Below are 18,524 nucleotides of genomic sequence, written 5' to 3'. Positions count from 1 at the left end.
AATCGCTCTGCTACCGCGAAATTCGTACCCGCTTTGGGCTCTCCAGCAATAAGGACTCCGTCCCGCTAGCGCGAGTGGCACAACAGGTAGGCAGAAGGTTAGCCGCTGCCCGCAAGGTTGCCCAGCAAAAGAATCGTCCGGTCAAAGCGTTCAAGAGCGGCTTTGTTACCTACGGTGCCCGCATCTTTTCTTTTCGGGAGAAGGACTGGACAGTGTCACTGACCACCGTTGAGGGACGCGAGCGCTTTGAGCTGGATGTAGGTCACTACCAGCGCGGGATGCTTGCGGGTTCTCATCCCAAAGCAGCTACGTTGGTCAAACGCCAAGACGGTTCCTACTTCATTCAGATTGGCGTGGAGTCTGAGGCACCAGAGCCGGAGCACGCTGTCAAGGCAATGGGCATGGATTTGGGTAGGAGAGATATTGCTCATACCTCTGAGGCGGATCACTGGAATGGACAGCAGTTGAACCAGGTCAGAGACCGCTACTCCTGCTTGAGAGCGCTTCTCCAACGCAAGGCCAGTCAGGGCACACGCAGCACTCGGCGGAGATGTCGGGAGCTGCTGCAACGGCTGTCTGGTCGTGAGAGACGCTTTCAAGCTTGGGTGAACCACTGCATCTCTACTCGCGTCAGCGGGACGGAGTCCTTAGCTATTGTTGCTCGAGCACTGGCAACCCACAGCTTTATTGCCTTGGAGGACTTGACTGGAATTAGGGAACGTACCAATCAACAGCCGCGCAGCAAGACGGAGCGGCGACGAGCAAACAATTGGGCGTTCTCCCAGCTGCGGCAGTTTGTGCACTACAAGGCAGCAAGAGCGGGGGTGAAGGTGGTGTTAGTATCGCCCGCCTACACTTCGCAAACTTGTCACCGGTGTTTGTGGCTTGGGCAACGGGAAGGGAAGCATTTTCGCTGTGTCAACCCGGCCTGTGGCTGGGAGGGAGATGCAGACTTTAACAGTGCTAACGGGATTGCACTTTTGGGGGCCGCTGTAAACCGGCCTGGAGGTCCGTGGTTGGCTTGCCAACTGCAGGGCTACCCTTCGCGTCAGCGGCGCGTAGCGCTTAAGCCTGCTCCGTACCGCTTAGCGGTCGGAGTCGGGTAGTTTACGCAGCCGCTAGATTTGACCAGACCCGCAAAACACAACAGGAGCGAGATGACCATGAGCAAAGTGCTGGTGGTGGATGACAACCGTACCTACCTAGAGACTATTGCCAACCTGCTCTCCGAAAACGGGTTGGAAGTCTCCACCGCGATGGACGGTGTAGAGGCGATGGACATCATTCGTCAGCAGAAGCCCGACGTGGTGGTGCTGGACATCGTCATGCCTCGCATGAATGGCTACGAAGTGTGCCGGGAAGTGAAGGGAGATGAAAGCACCAAGCACATCCGCATTGTCGTGTGTTCCACCAAAGATCAAGCCTTTGATATCGAGTGGGCTAAGCGCAATCAAGCCGATGCCTATGTAACCAAACCTTTCAAGCCTCAAGAGCTACTAGCTACCATCAAACAGCAGTTGCGGGAGATCAAGGAGACCAGACAAAAATGAGTCGCGTCTTGGTGGTGGAAGACAGCCAATCTCAGCGGGAGATGATCAGCAAGTTGCTGCAGGAAAACGGCTTCGAGGTGATGACGGTGGGAGATGGGGTGGAAGCCATAGAGGCGGTGAAGCAAAACAAACCCGACCTGATTGTGCTTGACATTGTCATGCCGCGTATGAATGGCTACGAGGTGTGCCGTCTCCTCAAAGCCGACCCGCTCACCCAAAAAACCCCGATTGTCATGTGTTCTTCCAAAGGGGAAGAGTTCGACCGCTACTGGGGGCTCCGCCAGGGAGCAGATGCCTATATTGCCAAACCTTTTCAGCCGCAGGAACTGGTGGGTACGATTAAGCAATTACTGAGAGGCTAGGAACCGCCCATCCTGCCTCTATGCTTTCCGGCAGAGCCCAAAAGGGCTCTAGGCCCTGGGCAAGGGAGCGGTGGCCACCTCTCCACAGACCATCAATACGGGGGAGCGTCATGCTGGGGGATCTGGACTTATTGATGGGGGATGAGACCCAAGAATTGCAGGAAATAGAGGCTCCTGAGGGAGAGCTTTTCCTAAAATTCAAGGTTGCTACTGGGGAGGAATTTGCGTTGCCCGCGGTATCGGTTGTGGAGGTGATGAGCATCGGCCCCGAGAAAATTACCCCCATGCCGAATGTCGCCCCAGTTCTGCTGGGCACTCTGAACTTGAGGGGCGAAATCATCTGGGTTGCGGATCTGGGCCAGTTTTTGGGGATCAGCCCGCCCCTCAACCTCGACCGCGCCGAGCTCCCTGTGGTGGCCGTAATGGATCAACAGGATTTGCTGATGGGCCTGGCTGTGGATTTAATTGTGGGCATGGAGTGGCTGAAGACTGAGTCGGTGCGGCCTGTCCTCGTGGCTCCTAAGTCGATAGCTCCCTTCTTGCGAGGGGAATGGGTGGTGCCTGCGACGGGAGCCCGCTTGCCGCTGCTGGATCAGTCGGCCATCCTGAGATCCGACCGTTGGGGGTGAGGAATGGCTAGCCGCCAGTTCGGCAGAAATGCGGAAATGTATAGTTTCTATCGTAGTCAATTTCCAAAGCCATTCACAATGGAAAGAATGGAGCCGATCTTGTTCCCTAGAGATTTGCACCAGGCCAGCCGGGGAGCATGGCTGTGCTACCCCAATGTTTTACGGAAGGAGGGCAAGAGCCCATTCTTTGTTGGGAGCAGGGCAGCCAGTTGGGAGAGGTAACCCATCTGTAGCCCAACAACTCTAAAGGGTTTGGGCGGGTTGGTGTTGGGTGAGTTCTGGGCATTTGGGTTGAAGCAGCAACAGAGGTAGCCAAGCAGGGAAAGGAGGGTCCATGGTTTCGAGCGCGAACAATCAGAGAGACTTTACCGAGGCGATGGTCGCCTTTTGGCAGGGAGACTACGTCGAGGCAGTGCGGTTGTTCAACCAGGTAGCCGCTGCTCAGCCGCAGGATACTGCTGTCAAGTTGCTGCTGGCTTCGGCCCAGAAGCAAGCGGGGCAGTTGCTGGAAGCCCGCCATACCTACGATACCATCCTCAAGACGGCCAGCGATCCTGAGGAGCTGGAGTCGGCCCGCAGGGGCCTGGAGGAGCTGTTGCAGATGGCGCCGGAGCTGGCGGACGTCCCCTCTCCGGTGCAGGAAGGCAACCTCCAACCTCAAGGGGAGTTTCCACCTCAAGCGCAGGAGGCGGCTCCCTTTCCCCAGTTTGAGTTTGAGGCGATGAGGGAACAAGAGGCCGACCCCTTTGCTCGGGATCCCTTCTCGATGGGAAGCGACGGCTTTGCCGCTGATGAGATAACTTTTGGCGAGGAAGAAAGCTTTGCGGCTCCTTTTGAGACAGGGCTAGAATTGGAGCCTGCGGATCCGTTTGCCTTCTCTCACCCGCTGCCCGCTAACCCTCAGGTAACGCCACTGAGGGTTCCAGGCGGGACCGACTTGCAAGCAGGCAGGGAGCAGCCTCAGACAGGCCCGGCAGTCGATGACGATTTTGCCTTCCTCAACGAATTCGACCAGCAGCACCTCCAGGATTCAGGCAGCGATTCTATCACGCAGTTGGCTAGCGATGCGGACTTTCCCGAGGAGATGGGCTTCTCCCTACCCACTTTTGCGGAAGAGGAGGTGGGATCCCTAGAGGAGAGCTTGCCAACAGAATTGGCTGCCCCCATGAGTGAGCCGATCCCTGCCCCCGAAGAAGACACGACCAGCGTTGCCTCCGCCCCTTTCGAGCTCGATGAGCTGGACCGTCTGGATCGCGAACTGGCCGGCATGGATGGCAGCGAGCCGGCGGCCTTTTATCCCGAGGAGGGCAAGACAGGAGAGACGGGTAAAACGGTACCAAGCCTGCCTACGCTCACTGTTCCTCTCCCTAGCATACCCGGGCAGGAACTGCCTAGCCGACTGACGGCCAATCAGTTGACGCTGGCGCTGATCCAAGGAGCTGTGAGTTTGGCTGCTGGCTTGGTCATCGGCCTTGGGATCCCGGCCAATGGGGGAGCTCGCTGGATTGGGGGGGTAATTGGAGGGGGAGTTGTCGGCGCAGGAGTTGGGGCTGTACTTGCAGCTAGCAGTGCCAAACACATTCGCTCCACCGTCCAAGAGTTGTCCAGTCACTTCGCTGCCTTGGCCCAGGGGAATTACTCCGTAAGGGCAGAGGCGAGAGGGGATGACGAGTTGGGTCGCTTGGCCAACAGCTTTAACCAAATGGCCGCCGCCCTTGAGGCCCATTTTGCCGATCTAAGCCAGCGGGCCGCCGAGCAAGGCCAAGCCAAGGAAGACTTGCAACGGCAGGTAATTCGCCTCCTGGATGATGTGGAGGGGGCAGCCCGTGGAGACTTGACGGTGCGGGCGGAGGTCACTGCCGATGTGCTTGGCGCCGTCGCCGACTCTTTCAACCTGACCATCCGCAGCTTGCGGGACATCGTGATCCAAGTGAAGCGGGCCGCCGCTGCTGTCAACGACGCTGCTTTGCAGAATGAGGACTTTGCCCGCAGCCTCTCTGCCGACGCCTTGCGCCAGGCGGAGGAAATTTCCAACTCCCTCAACTCCATTCAGGAGATGACGGAATCAATTCAAGAGGTGGCCAACAACGCCCGCGAGGCAGCCAATGTCACTGCCCAGGCCACAGAAGCGGCTGCCCGGGGTGGAGAAGCGGTGGATCGCACGGTGGCCAGCATCCTGGAAATTCGGGAAATGGCAGCAGAGACAACCCGCAAGGTGAAACGCTTGGCGGAATCCTCGCAGGAGATCTCCAAGATTGTGGCTTTGATCTCACAAATTGCTTCGCGCACCAACTTGCTTGCCCTCAACGCCAGTATTGAGGCCGCTCGGGCCGGCGAGGCGGGACGAGGCTTTGCTATCGTGGCGGATGAGGTGCGACAACTGGCCGACCGGGCCGCCAAGGCTTCAAAAGAGATTGAGCAGATTGTGCTGCAGATCCAGTCGGAAACCAGCAACGTCATGACAGCCATGGAGGAGGGGACGCAGGTGGTTATAGAGGGAACAAGGCGGGCCGAGCAGGCCAAAAACAGTCTGGATGAGATCATCGAGATCAGCCACCAGATCGACGGATTGGTGCGGGCGATTTCTCAGGCTACTGTGCAACAAACAGAGACCTCCCGCGCTGTAGCCCATCTCATGCAGTCAGTGGCGCTGACAGCCAACGAGACGTCCGAGGAGGCGCAGAAGGTAGCCAGCTCGCTGCAACAGTTGGTGAGCATCGCTCGCGAGCTGCAAGCTTCTGTCGGTCGCTTCCGGGTGGGGGATGAATGAGCAAATCTGCTCGGTTCGCGGGCATCCTAGGGACAAGGATCCCGATGGGAAGCTGCCGCGCTTCAGGGACATCAGGATCCCTCTGTCGCAAAGCAGAATTCGGGCATGGGAAAGCTTCCCCTGTCCGATCTGTTACTACTGATATGAGTACCTGTGGGCTGTAGGAGGAACCTCCTGCCATGAATGAAGAAGCACAAAAGCGGATCCTCAGTTACTTCATCGAAGAAGCCCGCGACCACTTGGCCACGATCGAGCAGGGGCTCCTCAGCCTGCGGGACAGCGTGAGCGATCCTGAGCTGATCAACGAGTTGTTCCGAGCTGCCCACTCCATCAAAGGCGGAGCAGCCATGCTGGGCCTCACCAGCATTCAGCAGACTGCCCACCGCCTAGAGGATTTCTTCAACGTGTTTCGCTCTCGCCTGGGAGAAGTGCCGGTGGATCAGCACTTGGAGACGCTGCTGCTGCGAGTTTTTGATGGGCTGACGGCGCTTTTGGACGAGCTGCAAAGCCCTCGCGGTCTCACCCAGGAGTTCAGCAACTCGACGCTGGCGGAACTGGAGCCAGTTTTTCAGGAGACTGAAAACTACATTCAGAGCCTTCTCGGCGCTGGCCCTGTCTCTAGACCTGCTCCGGCTGCCCCCCCGCCACCAGCAGCCCGCACTCTACAACAAGAGATGGCGGAAGTGGTGCCGCAGCAGTTGCGGCAGATGTTGGAGCTGTTCAAGCGCGGGGATCAGCCGGGCGTTCGCGAGCAGTTGCTGGCGGCCAATGCTGTTCTCAAGCAGATCGGGCAAGTGCATCATCTGGTGGGCTGGCAACAGTTAACCGAAACCTTCGAGCAAGCCCTGGGCAACCCCGACGCCGATCTGCGAACGTTGGCGTTGGTTGCCTTGCGGGATTTGAAGCAAGGGCAGCAACTTGTCTTGGCGGGGAGAGCCGAAGAGGTGGCGGCTTCGGCGGAATTGCAGCAACTGGCTCACCCTGTGGCTCCCGCTGCACCCCCAGATCCTTTGGAGGTGGTGGTTCATCAGCGGATCCCAGCCCTGTTGCGCCAGATGCTGGAGCTGTTCAAACGTCCCGATGACCCAGCTACGCGGCCCGCTTTGCAAAGCTTGGTTCAATCGCTCCAGGAGGTGGGAGAGGCTGAGTCTGTGGATCTGGGTGGCTGGACAGCCCTAGCCCGCCTAATTGGCGAGATCTTGGCGGATCCCGCCCAGGATTTGCGGCAACTGGCTCTGCCGGTTCTGCGAGATTTGAAACAGGCTCACCAGGCTCTGGCCAGCGGAGCAGCGCATACCATCCAGCCCTCCTCTGAGTTATTGGCCTTCCGCCCTGTGCCACCGGCCCTTGAGGAGCCAGGGATCCCCACCTCCTTCGACCTGGGCCCTGTTGGAGAGCCAGAGCCACTCTTCCGCGAACCCGAGAGCACGGCTGCCCCAGCGGACTGGGCGGCTGCTGGGATCCCGGCAGAAGAATCCTCTGCAGCCGAGGGGAGCCAGGAACCTGGATCAGAAGAGGCGACCCCCGTCGAAGCAACCCTGCAAGCGGAGGGGTCGGAGAGCGTGGAGGCGGCCTGGGATCTGCTGGTCGGGCAGCCGCCGTCCCCTTGGGAGATGGACGGTGTCCTGGCAGGCGAGGAGAGCCCAGGTCTGAGCTGGTCGGAGATGTCCACCGAGACTTTGACCGAGGAAGACTGGCAAGCAGCCGCCGACCTTGCCCAAGAGGGCGTCGCCGCGCCGGAAGAAGCTGCAGCAGTACTCGACGGGTCGCAGGACAGGCTAGGCTTTGGCTCAAGCGACTTCGAAGCGACTCCTTTAAGTCTGGAAGCAGAAGCCTCCTCCGCCTTTGACGAGCTGTTTGCCAACGCAGAGCAGCTATCCGATATTGAGGAGCCACCGCCGGAGCTGATCCCTCCTTCCCCTGAGCCTTTCTCGCAGGTGTTCGAGGAGCTGAGCCCAGAAGAGGGGAGAGGGGAAACGGATTTGGCGGAGCTGTTTGCCGAAGTAGTGGACGAAGCGGCAGCAGAGCTGGCCTCTGTCGAGCCTACCGAGCTGAGAGGGGCCGAGGAAACAAGTCAGGCCGTCTGGGATGTCCCTCTGGCGGCCCAAGTTGCTGCGGCAAGCCTCGAGGAAGCCCCGGCTGCAGACGAAGCTGCAAGTGCCGGAGTGGAGGCCTTGTTCGAGCTCGAGGAGCTTGCAGTAGAGAGTTCTCCTCTGCAGGAGCTGTCCCAGTTGCCTGACCTTGGGGCTGCTCCCGACAGTGGGCCGGAGGCGGATCTCTGGGCAGAGGAGTTGTCTTCGTCCCTCCAGCCGATCCCTGGGGATGGGGAGGCGGCAGCAGACTTGCGGGCCGAGTTCTCTGCCGACCTCTGGCCTGAGGACTTTTCTGTTCCCGATGAGACGGGATCCCTGACATTTTTGGACTCTGCTGCTGAAGGCAGCCTGGAGGGCCTTGTCTCGGCAGCGGATCAGGCCTGGTCGAGCCTAGAAGAAGCCAGCGAACCTTCCACATCTTTCGAGGCGGCTCCTGAACCCTCTTTTGGCATCGCCGACTTTGGCGTGGCCGCAGTTGAGCAGCTTGAAAACCTCTTCGCTGAGGAATCTTCGCTTGCTTTGGAGGGATTTGCCGCTGCGCCGGAGAGCGTCTTGGCCCCTTCCGATGAGCCGACGGCAGCGGAAACCCCAGACCTGGGGGCGAAGCTGGGCCTAGCCGATCTCTTCGCCGGGGAGACACTGGAGGACGCCCCGGGCACTGGGGATGCGGCAGAAGCCCAGGACTGGGCTCTTTTGGAGAACCTCTTCCCGGTTCAGGAAGGAGCTCTCTATCCGGAGGGGCAGCCCGCGGAGTCCTTCGACCGCCTCGAGGCTCTCTTTGCCGAGGAGCCTGATACCGAAGGGCTAGGTGCGGCGATTGGGGGATCCCTTTCGGCTCTGGATACCGATGGCGACGGCCAGGTGGATCTGGAGGAGCTAAGCCAGTTCCTTGCCGAAGCGGCGAGCACCCAAGAAGACCTACTCCCCGACGCCGCCGTCTCCCTAAGCAACACAGAAGCTTTCCAGGCAAGCAGTCTGGCTGAAGTGTCCCTGCCCAAGCCGCTTGTGGCTGCCCCAGAGCAGGACAGGGATCCTCAGCCGGCAGAGGACGATTTGGCCAGCCAACTGGAAAGCCTGTTCACAGAGGATGAATTCTTGGCTGCCCAGAGCGCGACCGTTTCCCCAGATGAGATGCGGCCCTTGGAGGAAGAAGCGCCGGAAGCCTCTCCTGCGCCAAGTTTGGACGATTTGGCTGCCCTCTTCGATGCCGCCGAACCAGCGGTGCCGCCTGAGCTGGAAGAGGTCATCGCTCCTATTGTGGGATCCCCTGCAGCCGTGAGCAGCGAGGTCGCCGATGATTTCGCAGCCCAACTGGAATCCCTCCTAGGCGATCTCGAGGTTGCCCCCCAGGCCTCTGCAGCAGCGCCGGCGCCTTCTCCGCCCGCTGTTGCCACTGCCCCGGCAACTCCCGCTCCGGCAACAGCCGCCCCCACGGCACCGGCTACCCCAACCCCACCGACCCCACGGCGATCTGCTCTCAGCAACCCTGTGATGCGGGTGGAGGTGCGCCACCTCGACTCCATCAACAACTTGGTGGGAGAGCTGGTGGTCATCCGCAACAGCATGGAGCAAAACCAAACTCGCCTGCGCCAGTTTCTGGATGGCCTATTGGGCCGGGTGCAACAGCTAGGGGAGCTGGGCCAGCGCATGCGGGATCAGTACGACCGCTCGTTGCTGGAAGCGGCGCTGTTCTCCAGCCGCAGCAGCGCGGCAACGGTGGGGTTCGGCCGGAACGGCGAGGAATCTACTCGGGGGCGGGTGGGGCACTCCATAGGCCAAGAGTTCGACAAGTTGGAGATGGATCAGTTTACGACCTTCCACACTCTGGCCCAGGAGATCATTGAGCTCATCGTGCGGGTACGCGAGTCTTCCTCCGACATCGAGTTTGCGGTGGATGAGGCAGAGCAGATCACCCGCCAATTCCGCCAGGTCACCACCCAACTGCAAGAAGGCCTGAACCGGGCGCGCATGGTGCCCTTCGCGCAAATTGCCGACCGCCTGCCCCGCGCCGTCCGTGATCTTTCCATCAAAACGGGCAAACAGGCCAGCCTGGTGGTGGAAGGCCGCGACACCCTCATCGACAAAGCCATCCTGGAAGAGCTTTCCGACCCGATGACCCACCTGGTGAACAACGCCCTGGTGCACGGGATCGAGCCCCCTGAGGAGCGGCGCCGCTTGGGCAAGCCCCCTGAAGGCAAGATCACCGTCAGGGCCTTCTACCAAGGCAACCAGACAATCATCGTTGTCGCCGACGATGGCGCCGGCATCCCGGTGGAGAAAATCAAGGCCAAGGCGCAAAGGCTGGGGCTGCTGTCAGAGCAGGCAACCGAAGACGAAGTATTCAACGTCCTCTTCCACCCCGGCTTTAGCAGCCGTGAGGCCAGCGAGGTGGACGACCTGGCCGGGCGGGGGGTTGGCTTGGATGTGGTGCGCCGCAACATCACCGATCTGCGCGGCAGCATCCAAGTGGATTCCGTGCGCGGCAAAGGCACCACTTTTACCATCCGCCTGCCGCTTACCTTAAGCATTTCCAAGGCGATGGTGTGTGTCAGCGACAAAGCCCTGATCGCCTTTCCTCTCGACGGTGTGGAGGAAATGCTGGATGTTCCCGTCGATGAGGTGCAGCCGGATGAACAGGGGCGGCCCTCCATTCCCTGGCGGGATCAAGGCCTTGCCTTCCATCCCCTCTCGAATCTGTTGTCCTACAGCCGCAGCCACAGCCGCAGCCGCTCCGAGGTCTACAGCGTTGCCCAGGATGAGGGCATCATCCCCATTGTTGTCCTCCAAAGTGCCGGCCAGTACCTTGCCCTGCAGGTGGACAGCTTTGTGGAAGAGCAGGAAATCGTGATCAAGCAATTGCGCGGGCCTGTGCCCAAACCACCTGGCATTTCTGGGGCAACGGTGCTGGGCAATGGTCGCGTGCTGCCCATTGCTGATGTCCTTGAACTGGTGGATATGGCCCAAGGCCGCCGTCGCGATCTCAGCCGCCTCTGGGCAGAGCGTCGCGCTGCGGAGCCACGTGCCGAGGAAACCCATCAAACCACGGTGCTCATTGTGGATGACTCGATTGCGGTGCGGGAGCTGCTCTCCATGTCCTTCCAAAAGGTGGGCTACCGGGTGGAGCAAGCCCGCGATGGACAGGACGCCTGGGAAAAGCTTCGCGGTGGCTTGCGCTGCGATCTCATCTTCTGCGACATCGAGATGCCGCGCATGGACGGCCTGGAGTTGCTCTCCCGCATACGGGCAGACAGCAACCTCAAGCATATTCCGGTAGCTATGCTTACCTCAAGGGGGGCAGAACGGCACCGGCAGACAGCCCGGGAGCTGGGAGCCACTGCCTACTTCACCAAGCCCTACTTGGAGGAAGAGTTGTTCAGCGCTGCCGCTCGCATGTTGCAAGGGGAGCAGTTGTTGACACCCAACCCCACTTCCTGAACTGGCGACGCCAGGGGTGCCCAGATGGGGGCACCAAGCTAAGGGATCCCACTCTGGCTGGCAGGGTCGCCAAAGGGCTTGACTCTAGAGGGGACTGGAGGGCGTAGGATATTGACCTGTTGTCTTCGGAGGAAGCGGTGATGCACCTAACTATCTGGGCTCTCATCCTGGCTGGTGGGCTTGTCCTGGACACTCTCTGGGTTGGCAGGGAGCTGGAGCCAGAGGCAACTGCTCATGAGAACAAGGGAGAGCTCTCAAGCGATAGAGCTCATCGGATTAGCCTAGGCCCTGCCGACGAATCCTTCGATCTGCGGTTTCTGGATGCGATGATCCTCCACCACGAGGGAGCGGTGAGCATGGCCGCAGAGGCTCTGCAAAAATCCCGGCGGCGGGAAATTCTTCAGTTGGCCAGGGCCATTGTGGCAGCGCAAAGCCAAGAAATCAAGCAGATGCAAGGCTGGCGGCTGAGTTGGTACCCGCAAGCTCCCCAGGAGCCCGTGATGTGGCATGAGGAGATGGGCCACCAGATGACCATGACGCCGGAGATGGCTGCCGCCATGCGCATGGATACCGACCTGGGATCCGCTGACCCCAAGTTTGACCTGCGCTTTCTGAAAGCTATGATTCAGCACCACGAGGGGGCGCTAGCTATGGCCCAAGAGGCTCTGGAAAAATCCAAGCGCCCTGAGATCCGGCAACTGGCAACAGCCATTGTTACCACCCAGCAGGTAGAGATTGAGCAAATGCGGGCCTGGCAACAGCGGTGGTATCCGCAGTAGGGCTGCTGGGACAGTTGGCAAGCTTCAGCAGGGTCTGGGAAGATGAGGGGAGGCAAGCAAGGTCGGCTCTTGCTGCTGTCCCCAGTACCCAAGGGATTCTCCTGCATTGCCAATGGCCCTAGAGCTGCCCTCCCTCCCTCAACAGTTAGATTTGCTCCCACCGGTTCGCCAAAACCCAGGATCCCGAGGGTTGGCGGGGTTAACCGTTTTGCTGCTGTGCCTGGGATCCCCCAACCGCTGGTTGCACTGGTTCCCAGGGGCACTGCTGGGCCTAGCGCCCCTGTTTCACCTTTGCGAACAACGACAGGGGTGGGGGCGCTGGCGTTTGGCCTATGGCCTGTGGTTTTGGGTGTGCCTGTACGCCTTCTGGGTGGATCCCTTCTCCCTTCAAGTACTCAGCGCCTGGGAGATCCTAGGGGGAGCAGTGGTGGCCCCCCTGATCCCTCTGTTTTTCACAACGGCCACAGTCTTAAGTTTGCAGTTGAGCCAACCACTTCCCCCCTGGGCCCGTCCCCTAGGGGTGGCCACGGTCTGGACAGGGCTGGATGGGCTGCTGGGTCTGCTCCGCTGGCCGATTCCCTTCCACTGGGGATCCCTGCTCTTTGACTGGCCCCTCGGGATCCAAATTGCCGATCTCACTGGGATCTGGGGAGTGACCTTTTTTGCTGTGTTCGTCAACGGCGTGGTTTGGCAGCTGGCCGAGCAGCTCTGCCGCCAGTGGAGGGCGGAGGGATCCTTAAGGGGAGCACTTGGCGCTGGGGCCAAGAACCCCGCTATCCGGCGCACGCTGGCCTGCGGCCTAGGTCTGGGGGGGCTAGTCTTGGCCTACGGCAGCCTACGGCTGGCCTACTTTGATGCTTTGGCGGCGGAAGGGGCTCCCAGCTTTCGCGTGGGGGCGGTGCAGCAGGTGGCCTGGCTGGAGGCGGATCGCAGTTGGGACTACCGCAGCCAGCGCTACCGGGAGCTGCACCAGCTTTCGGCCCAGGCGGTGGCTGAGGGAGCGCAGTTGGTGATCTGGCCGGAAGGAGCGCTGCGGGCCCGGTTGCTGAACACCCCCCTGCAACCCTATGTGATCGAGCCGATGCAAGCCATCCTCCCCCCGGAAGGGGCCTTGATTACGGGAGCCACGGAGCCGGATCCCCGCACAGTTCACCTGCCGGAGGAGGAGCAACGGTTTTTCAACACCGCCCTCCTCTTTGACGCCCAGGGCCGGGTGCTGGATTGGTTTGGCAAGCAGTGGATCTTCCCCTACTTTGAGTCAGGGCGCTACGTGCCCTCCCCCGATGGCTATCGGCCGCTGGCGGGAGGAGAGCTGTTTGGGCCTTTGGGGGTGATGATCTGCCTGGAGAGCGTTCTGCCTGCCCCCAGCCGAGCTCTGACCCGCGCGGGAGCCGAGTCCTTGATTGTCATCTCGGACGATAGCTGGTTTGGCAACAGCCACTGGCCGCTGCTCCACGGGCGGCTCTCGGTTTTCCGGGCGGTTGAAAACCGGCGCAGCGTGGTCTTCGTCAACAACACCGGCGGCAATCTAGTGGTGGATCCCTCCGGTCGAATGCAACGGGTGGGCCCGATTTTTCAGCGCGGGGTGGTCAGCGGAGAGGTCAGGCGGCAATCTCAGGTCACCTTCTACACGCGCACAGGCGACTGGCTGGCCTGGCTGACCTTGGGTCTCTCTTTGGGATTGTGGCCCTGGGGATCCCGAGCAAGGCAAGGATGCGCTAGGATAGATAGGCCTTAACACGAATCCAAGTCGGCTTTACCGTCCCGCGTTCCCAGTTTGCGCTGCTGAACTGGCCGAACAAAGGGATGTGGGGGTATCGACAATTGCTGATGTAGCTCAGTCGGTAGAGCAGCTCACTCGTAATGAGCAGGTCATCGGTTCGAGTCCGATCATCAGCTTTGGAGCTTTGTGCGGCCCTCAGGGGGACTTCTGCCCTAGGTTGGCCTAGAGCGGGGATCCCCTCTCCCTGCAGGAGGACATAAAGAGCATAGCCAGTCGGTTGGGCCTTCGCCTTATGCTGAGGAAGATGGCCATTTTCGCGGCAGCGGTCTTTGGCGATGGCAACCCCCTTCTCTTGGCCCTACCGCACCCCAGGGATCCCGGACTCTGCCTTTGAGCGGATCCCGGGGATCCCGATGAGCCCCCGCGAGGTGCGCGTGCTGGTGCTAAGCCAGTTGCGCTTGGGGGAAGACCACTGCCTGTGGGATATCGGCGCCGGGACAGGCACCATCGCCATCGAAGCGGCCATTCTCTGCCCCAAAGCTCAGGTGATCGCCATTGAGCGAGATGCAGAGGTGGTCAGCCTGATCGAGAGCAACTGCGAGAAATTCGGCCTCAACAACGTGCAGGTAATCCAGGGCACTGCCCCCGCTTGCTTGCACCAGCTCTCTCCGCCCCCCGATCGCATCTGTATCGAAGGCGGCCATCCCCTACGGGAGATCCTGGAGGCCTCCTGGAACCATCTCAAGCCCAACGGCAGGATTGTGGCAACCACCAACTCTCTGGAGGGGCTCTACGGCCTCTCTACCGGGCTGGCTGCCGTGCGAGCTCATCATGTGGAGGTGATCCAATCGGCCGTGAACCGCCTGGAACACCGCGGTCGCACCCAACTGTTGCTGCCTTTGGATCCCACCTTTGTGTTAAGCGGGGAAAAATCCAGCTAAATCTCATAAGAAATCGTTTACATTTTTTGCAAATCCCTTCGAAAAGTAATGAGCTCAAGAAAATTGAGCTAGCCCAAGCTCTCCAGAGATGGGCAAAGTGCAAACCTTAAGCTATGCCGATATTTCTAGATTGCAGACTTCCATTTGCTCTTATACCAGAGACAGAGAGCTGCGGATCCCAGGGCCATGGATGGATTGCGACACCCCTTTCCCGAATCACGAGAAGTGAGGCTGCGACAACTATTGATTCGAGAGCGCTGGCCGGAAATGCTGAAGGGCTGCCGGGCCTGCATCCATTGGGACGACTTCAAGCGACCCGAATGCTGCGGCGACTGTGGCATTGGCGATCGCCGCAGACAAGAAGCAGAAAACCAGCCCAGCAAATCTTCAGGCATTTAGCTTAATCGGCGGGAAGCCCCGCACTGTATTGGTGAATTGTGTTGGCTCAAGAGCCAATCAGTGTCGCGATGAAAGCCATTCGTGCTGCAATTGAGGCGAACAAGTTAAATCTCTGGAGAGTTTCTCGCCGTGGGTCGCACGGTAGCAGCACGCTGAGACCTCTGTACAAACAAGTCTGTGAAGCGTGAAGCCCGTACTCTATTTGATGAGTTGTGTTTACTCAACGAAGATGAGTGTCGGGAGTCGTTTATCCTGGCAGATTCTCCCCATCGGGAGCCGATTCTAGTAGTTATTTTTGCCCAGCAATTTCTACCTTAGGCTCATCAAAAGGCCGGAGAGAGGAACTTCCTGGGGAGGCAACAGACGCACCTCTACTTTCGCCACTCCCTGCTCGTAAATGCCTAGCTCACGAGCGGCAGCCGTCGAAATGTCCAGATCTCGACCGCGAACAAAGGGGCCCCGATCCAGAACATCCACCACCACTCTGCGCCTGGGATCCTCGGGATTGGTCAACAACAAGCGCGTGCCAATGGGCAAAGTGCGATGGGCGGCAACAAAGTCCTGCTCAGGTCGAAAGACGCTGCCATCCTTGAGTCGATTCCAGCTCTGGCCAGGAGGCAATTGGCCATAGTGGCTCACCACCATGTGTTCCCCTTCCCCTGGAACAGGCGGCAACAATGCAATCAAAGCACCGGTCAACCAATCGATCATCCGTTTTTCCTCGTCAAAGTCTCCCAAAAACGTGTCCGGGAATACACTGACGAGCCCCACCGATCCCGGGTTCCCCAGAGGGATCCTTCGGCTGAAGTCAGTAGGCTTGGGTGGGGGCAATGCTCCTAGAATCCGGCCCGGCTCCGTGGGGCGAGGGGATCCCGGAGAAATGCAAACCACTGTATCAATTTCTACATAGTTCTCTACATTCTGCAGGCTTCATTAGGGGCTGAGCTAGAGTGTTTCCAGCAGGCTCCTGGGGTGGGCTGCCTTTTCAGCTAGAAACCGCAGGAGCCCCGCCCTGTACCCCCGTATACGGGGGGAGGGGGGCCGGTCAGGGGCGGGAGGAATGCGGACGACGGATAACTGTGACATGGCCCAAGTCCTGACTATCTCCTGCAAGCTCAAGGTGTCTGTGTCGCAAGCCGCCAAGCTGGAGGCGACACTTGATGCTTTTGCGCGAGCCTTGCTCGCGCCAGCGGGCCGGAGGCCTTACTGGGTCAACCAAAGCACGCCAGAGAAGATAGTCAACGCCGTCAAGCTCCAATCGCTCTGCTACCGCGAAATTCGTACCCGCTTTGGACTATCCAGCAACCTGGCACAACAGGTGTGCAGAAGAAGGTTGGCCGCTGCACGTAAGATTGCCCAACAGAAAAACCGTTCAGTTAAAGCGTTCAAGGGCGGATTTGTTACCTACGATGCCCGCATCTTCTCTTTCCGGGAAAAAGACTGGACGGTGTCGCTGACCACCGTTGAGGGGCGGGAACGCTTTGAATTGGCAATGGGCAACTACCAGCGGGGCGTGTTGGCAGGCACCAATCCCAAATCGGCCACGCTCATCAAACGCAAAGATGGTTCTTACTACATCCAGATTTGCGTGGAGCAGGACCCACCGGAGCCACGAGACACTGCTAAGGCGATTGGGGTGGACTTGGGTAGGAGAGATATTGCCCATACCTCTGAGGGAGACCACTGGAATGGACAGCAGTTGAACCGGGTCAGAGACCACTACTCCCGCTTGAGAGCGGCTCTGCAACGCAAGGCCGGTAAGGGCCCACGCAGCACTCGGCGCAGGTGTCGGGAGCTGCTGCAACGGCTGTCTGGTCGGGAGAGACGCTTTCAAGCTTGGGTGAATCACTGCATCGCCACTCGCGTCAGCGGGACGGAGTCCTTAGCGATTGTTGCTAGGGCCCAGGCCACCCACAGCTTTATTGCCTTGGAGGACTGGACTGGGATGAGAGAACGTACCAACGAACAGCCGCGCAGCAAGACGGAGCGGCGACGAGCAAACAGTTGGGCGTTCTCCCAGTGGAGACAGTTTGTGCACTACAAGGCAGCAAGAGCGGGGGTGGAGGTGGTGGTAGTACCGCCTGCCTACACTTAGCAAACTTGTCACCGGTGTTTGTGGATTGGGCGGCGGGAAGGGAAGCATTTTCGCTGTGTCAACCCGGCTTGTGGCTGGGAAGGGGATGCAGATTTGAACGGTGCTAACGGGATTGCCCTTTTGGGGGCCGCTGTAAACCGGCCTGGAAGTCCGTGGTTGGCTTGCCAACTGCAGGGCTACCCTTCGCGTCAGCGGCGCGTAGCGCTTAAGCCCGCTCGTACCGCTTAGCGGTCGGGGCCGGGTAGTTTACCCTACAATCAAGCTAGAGCAGACCTTTTCCGCTTAGCAAGCCATGCAAACCCTGGATCGGCCCAACGCGCCCTCTCAGCAGCCCTACCCAGAACCAGTCTACCCCCGTCGTCCTACCCGCACCGTAGCCGTAGGCAACGTGTTGATCGGTAGCCAGCACCCGGTGGTGGTGCAATCCATGATCAACGAAGACACCCTTGACATCGAGGCAGCGGTGGCGGCCATCCGTCGTCTGCACGAGGCAGGTTCGGAGATCGTGCGGGTTACCGTTCCCAGCATGGCCCATGCCAAGGCGATGGAGGCGATTCGGGACAAGCTGATCCAAACCTACAGGCCGGTGCCGCTGGTGGCCGATGTACACCACAACGGCATCAAGATCGCCCTGGAGGTTGCCCAGTACGTGGACAAGGTGCGCATCAACCCGGGGCTGTTCGTCCTAGAAAAGCCGCAGCCCGGTCGCACCGAGTACACCCAAGCCGAACTGGAGGCCATCCGCAACAAGATCCGCGAAACCTTCACCCCCCTGGTGCAGACCCTCAAAGCCCAGAACAAAGCCCTGCGCATCGGTGTCAACCACGGATCCCTGGCGGAGCGCATGCTCTTCATCTATGGAGATACTCCCGAGGGCATGGTGGAGTCGGCCCTAGAATATGCCGAGATTTGCGCCGAGCAAGACTTCCACAACGTGGTTCTCTCCTTCAAAGCTTCCCGTCCGCAGGTGATGTTGGCTGCTTACCGGCTGGCCGCCCGCCGCTTCGATGCCTTGGGCCTGAACTACCCCTTCCACTTGGGGGTGACCGAGGCCGGCGATGGAGAATATGGCCGCATCAAATCGGCAGTGGGGATCGGGACGCTTCTGGCCGAGGGGATCGGTGACACCATTCGGGTTTCCCTAACCGAAGCGCCGGAAAAAGAGATCCCGGTGGCCTACGGCATCTTGCAGGCCCTCAACCTGCGCAAGACCATGGTGGAATATGTGGCCTGCCCCTCCTGTGGCCGCACCCTGTTTAACTTGGAGGAAGTACTGCAGAAAGTGCGGGCTGCAACCCAGCACTTGGTGGGCCTCGACATTGCCGTCATGGGCTGCATTGTCAACGGGCCGGGGGAGATGGCTGACGCCGACTACGGCTATGTGGGGAAAACCCCCGGCTACATCTCCCTCTACCGCGGCAAGGAGGAGGTAAAGAAGGTGCCGGAGTCGGAGGGCGTCCAGGCGCTGATTGAGCTCATCAAAGCCGATGGGCGGTGGGTGGATCCTCCAGAAGGAAGCCCAAGTAAGTGACACACTCCTGACCCTCGTGCTAGCGCATGGGGAATAGACCTCTCACTTCAACGGGGTCTTGTAGTCTCTCCACGAGCAGACACGGGATGTCCTACCGCGCGGTTGTACCAGATTCCGGCAACGCCGCTTTGTATAACCACGACTGGTGTAACACATCCTTGCGGGGGTGGCTGTATCCCGACGCTAACCTTGCAGGTACAGTGCGGAGCTTATCCAC

General features: G+C 59.8%; 12 protein-coding genes, 1 tRNA gene and 1 pseudogene. 13 read left to right on the top strand and 1 reads right to left on the bottom strand.

Going from position 1 to position 18,524, the window contains the following annotated elements:
* The 11 genes from NW845_RS06860 to NW845_RS06810 form a co-directional block, all read left to right on the top strand.
* The coding region (locus NW845_RS06860) for an RNA-guided endonuclease InsQ/TnpB family protein (RefSeq protein ID WP_414377696.1) at window positions 1-1,106 on the top strand (1,106 nt) is incomplete at its 5' end.
* A gap of 57 nt (window positions 1,107-1,163) precedes the next feature.
* Window positions 1,164-1,550 carry a response regulator gene (locus NW845_RS06855; RefSeq protein WP_414364951.1) on the top strand — a complete coding sequence of 129 codons (387 nt, stop codon included), beginning with the start codon at window positions 1,164-1,166 and terminating at the stop codon, window positions 1,548-1,550.
* Window positions 1,547-1,912, top strand: a complete 366-nt coding sequence (locus NW845_RS06850) for a response regulator transcription factor (RefSeq protein ID WP_414364926.1) — start codon at window positions 1,547-1,549, stop codon at window positions 1,910-1,912. The genes NW845_RS06855 and NW845_RS06850 overlap by 4 nt, the downstream gene beginning before the upstream one ends.
* 110 nt (window positions 1,913-2,022) lie before the next feature.
* Entirely contained in the window at window positions 2,023-2,541 is a 519-nt protein-coding gene (locus NW845_RS06845) for a CheW domain-containing protein (RefSeq protein ID WP_414364927.1), read from the top strand.
* 334 nt (window positions 2,542-2,875) lie between these two features.
* Window positions 2,876-5,311, top strand: a complete 2,436-nt coding sequence (locus NW845_RS06840; protein WP_414377695.1) for a methyl-accepting chemotaxis protein — start codon at window positions 2,876-2,878, stop codon at window positions 5,309-5,311.
* Window positions 5,312-5,490: 179 nt separating this feature from the next.
* Window positions 5,491-10,839 (top strand): response regulator, encoded by a 5,349-nt coding sequence (locus NW845_RS06835; RefSeq protein ID WP_414377694.1) that lies wholly within the window; start codon window positions 5,491-5,493, stop codon window positions 10,837-10,839.
* A 119-nt stretch (window positions 10,840-10,958) separates the two neighbouring features.
* Window positions 10,959-11,618: a DUF305 domain-containing protein gene (locus NW845_RS06830; protein ID WP_414377692.1), complete on the top strand. Its 660-nt coding sequence runs from the start codon at window positions 10,959-10,961 to the stop codon at window positions 11,616-11,618.
* Between the two features lie 190 nt (window positions 11,619-11,808).
* A complete protein-coding gene (gene lnt, locus NW845_RS06825; protein WP_414377689.1) occupies window positions 11,809-13,356 on the top strand; it encodes an apolipoprotein N-acyltransferase in 1,548 nt (515 codons plus the stop codon).
* A gap of 88 nt (window positions 13,357-13,444) precedes the next feature.
* Window positions 13,445-13,517, top strand: a tRNA-Thr gene (locus NW845_RS06820).
* A gap of 159 nt (window positions 13,518-13,676) precedes the next feature.
* Entirely contained in the window at window positions 13,677-14,282 is a 606-nt protein-coding gene (gene cbiT, locus NW845_RS06815) for a precorrin-6Y C5,15-methyltransferase subunit CbiT (protein WP_414364935.1), read from the top strand.
* A 186-nt stretch (window positions 14,283-14,468) separates the two neighbouring features.
* Window positions 14,469-14,681, top strand: a complete 213-nt coding sequence (locus tag NW845_RS06810; RefSeq protein WP_414364937.1) for a hypothetical protein — start codon at window positions 14,469-14,471, stop codon at window positions 14,679-14,681.
* 309 nt (window positions 14,682-14,990) lie between these two features.
* On the opposite strand, the gene NW845_RS06805 is transcribed toward NW845_RS06810, so the two are convergent.
* Entirely contained in the window at window positions 14,991-15,392 is a 402-nt protein-coding gene (locus tag NW845_RS06805; RefSeq protein WP_414364939.1) for a septal ring lytic transglycosylase RlpA family protein, read from the bottom strand.
* Between the two features lie 373 nt (window positions 15,393-15,765).
* On the opposite strand from NW845_RS06805, the pseudogene NW845_RS06800 reads away from it, so the two are divergent.
* Together NW845_RS06800 and ispG are read left to right on the top strand one after the other, a co-directional pair.
* A pseudogene (locus NW845_RS06800) lies at window positions 15,766-17,004 on the top strand (RNA-guided endonuclease InsQ/TnpB family protein).
* Between the two features lie 64 nt (window positions 17,005-17,068).
* Complete coding sequence (ispG, locus tag NW845_RS06795) at window positions 17,069-18,307, top strand: (E)-4-hydroxy-3-methylbut-2-enyl-diphosphate synthase (protein WP_414364860.1); 1,239 nt, start codon at window positions 17,069-17,071, stop codon at window positions 18,305-18,307.
* The last annotated feature ends 217 nt before the right edge of the window (window positions 18,308-18,524 follow it).

The sequence above is a fragment of the Synechococcus sp. H60.2 genome, from assembly GCF_047462315.1.
Classification (GTDB): domain Bacteria; phylum Cyanobacteriota; class Cyanobacteriia; order Thermostichales; family Thermostichaceae; genus Thermostichus.
Note: the sequence above shows the minus strand (reverse complement) of the source record. Positions and strands in the feature narration are given on the sequence as shown.

What these genes read in the sequence shown, in the direction of transcription:
- NW845_RS06855 (WP_414364951.1), top strand. Translation starts at nt 1,164, where the DNA reads ATGAGCAAAGTGCTGGTGGTGGATGACAACCGTACCTACCTAGAGACT.
- NW845_RS06850 (WP_414364926.1), top strand. Translation starts at nt 1,547, where the DNA reads ATGAGTCGCGTCTTGGTGGTGGAAGACAGCCAATCTCAGCGGGAGATG.
- NW845_RS06845 (WP_414364927.1), top strand. Translation starts at nt 2,023, where the DNA reads ATGCTGGGGGATCTGGACTTATTGATGGGGGATGAGACCCAAGAATTG.
- NW845_RS06840 (WP_414377695.1), top strand. Translation starts at nt 2,876, where the DNA reads ATGGTTTCGAGCGCGAACAATCAGAGAGACTTTACCGAGGCGATGGTC.
- NW845_RS06835 (WP_414377694.1), top strand. Translation starts at nt 5,491, where the DNA reads ATGAATGAAGAAGCACAAAAGCGGATCCTCAGTTACTTCATCGAAGAA.
- cbiT (WP_414364935.1), top strand. Translation starts at nt 13,677, where the DNA reads ATGGCAACCCCCTTCTCTTGGCCCTACCGCACCCCAGGGATCCCGGAC.
- NW845_RS06810 (WP_414364937.1), top strand. Translation starts at nt 14,469, where the DNA reads ATGGATGGATTGCGACACCCCTTTCCCGAATCACGAGAAGTGAGGCTG.
- NW845_RS06805 (WP_414364939.1), bottom strand. Translation starts at nt 15,392, where the DNA reads ATGATCGATTGGTTGACCGGTGCTTTGATTGCATTGTTGCCGCCTGTT.
- ispG (WP_414364860.1), top strand. Translation starts at nt 17,069, where the DNA reads ATGCAAACCCTGGATCGGCCCAACGCGCCCTCTCAGCAGCCCTACCCA.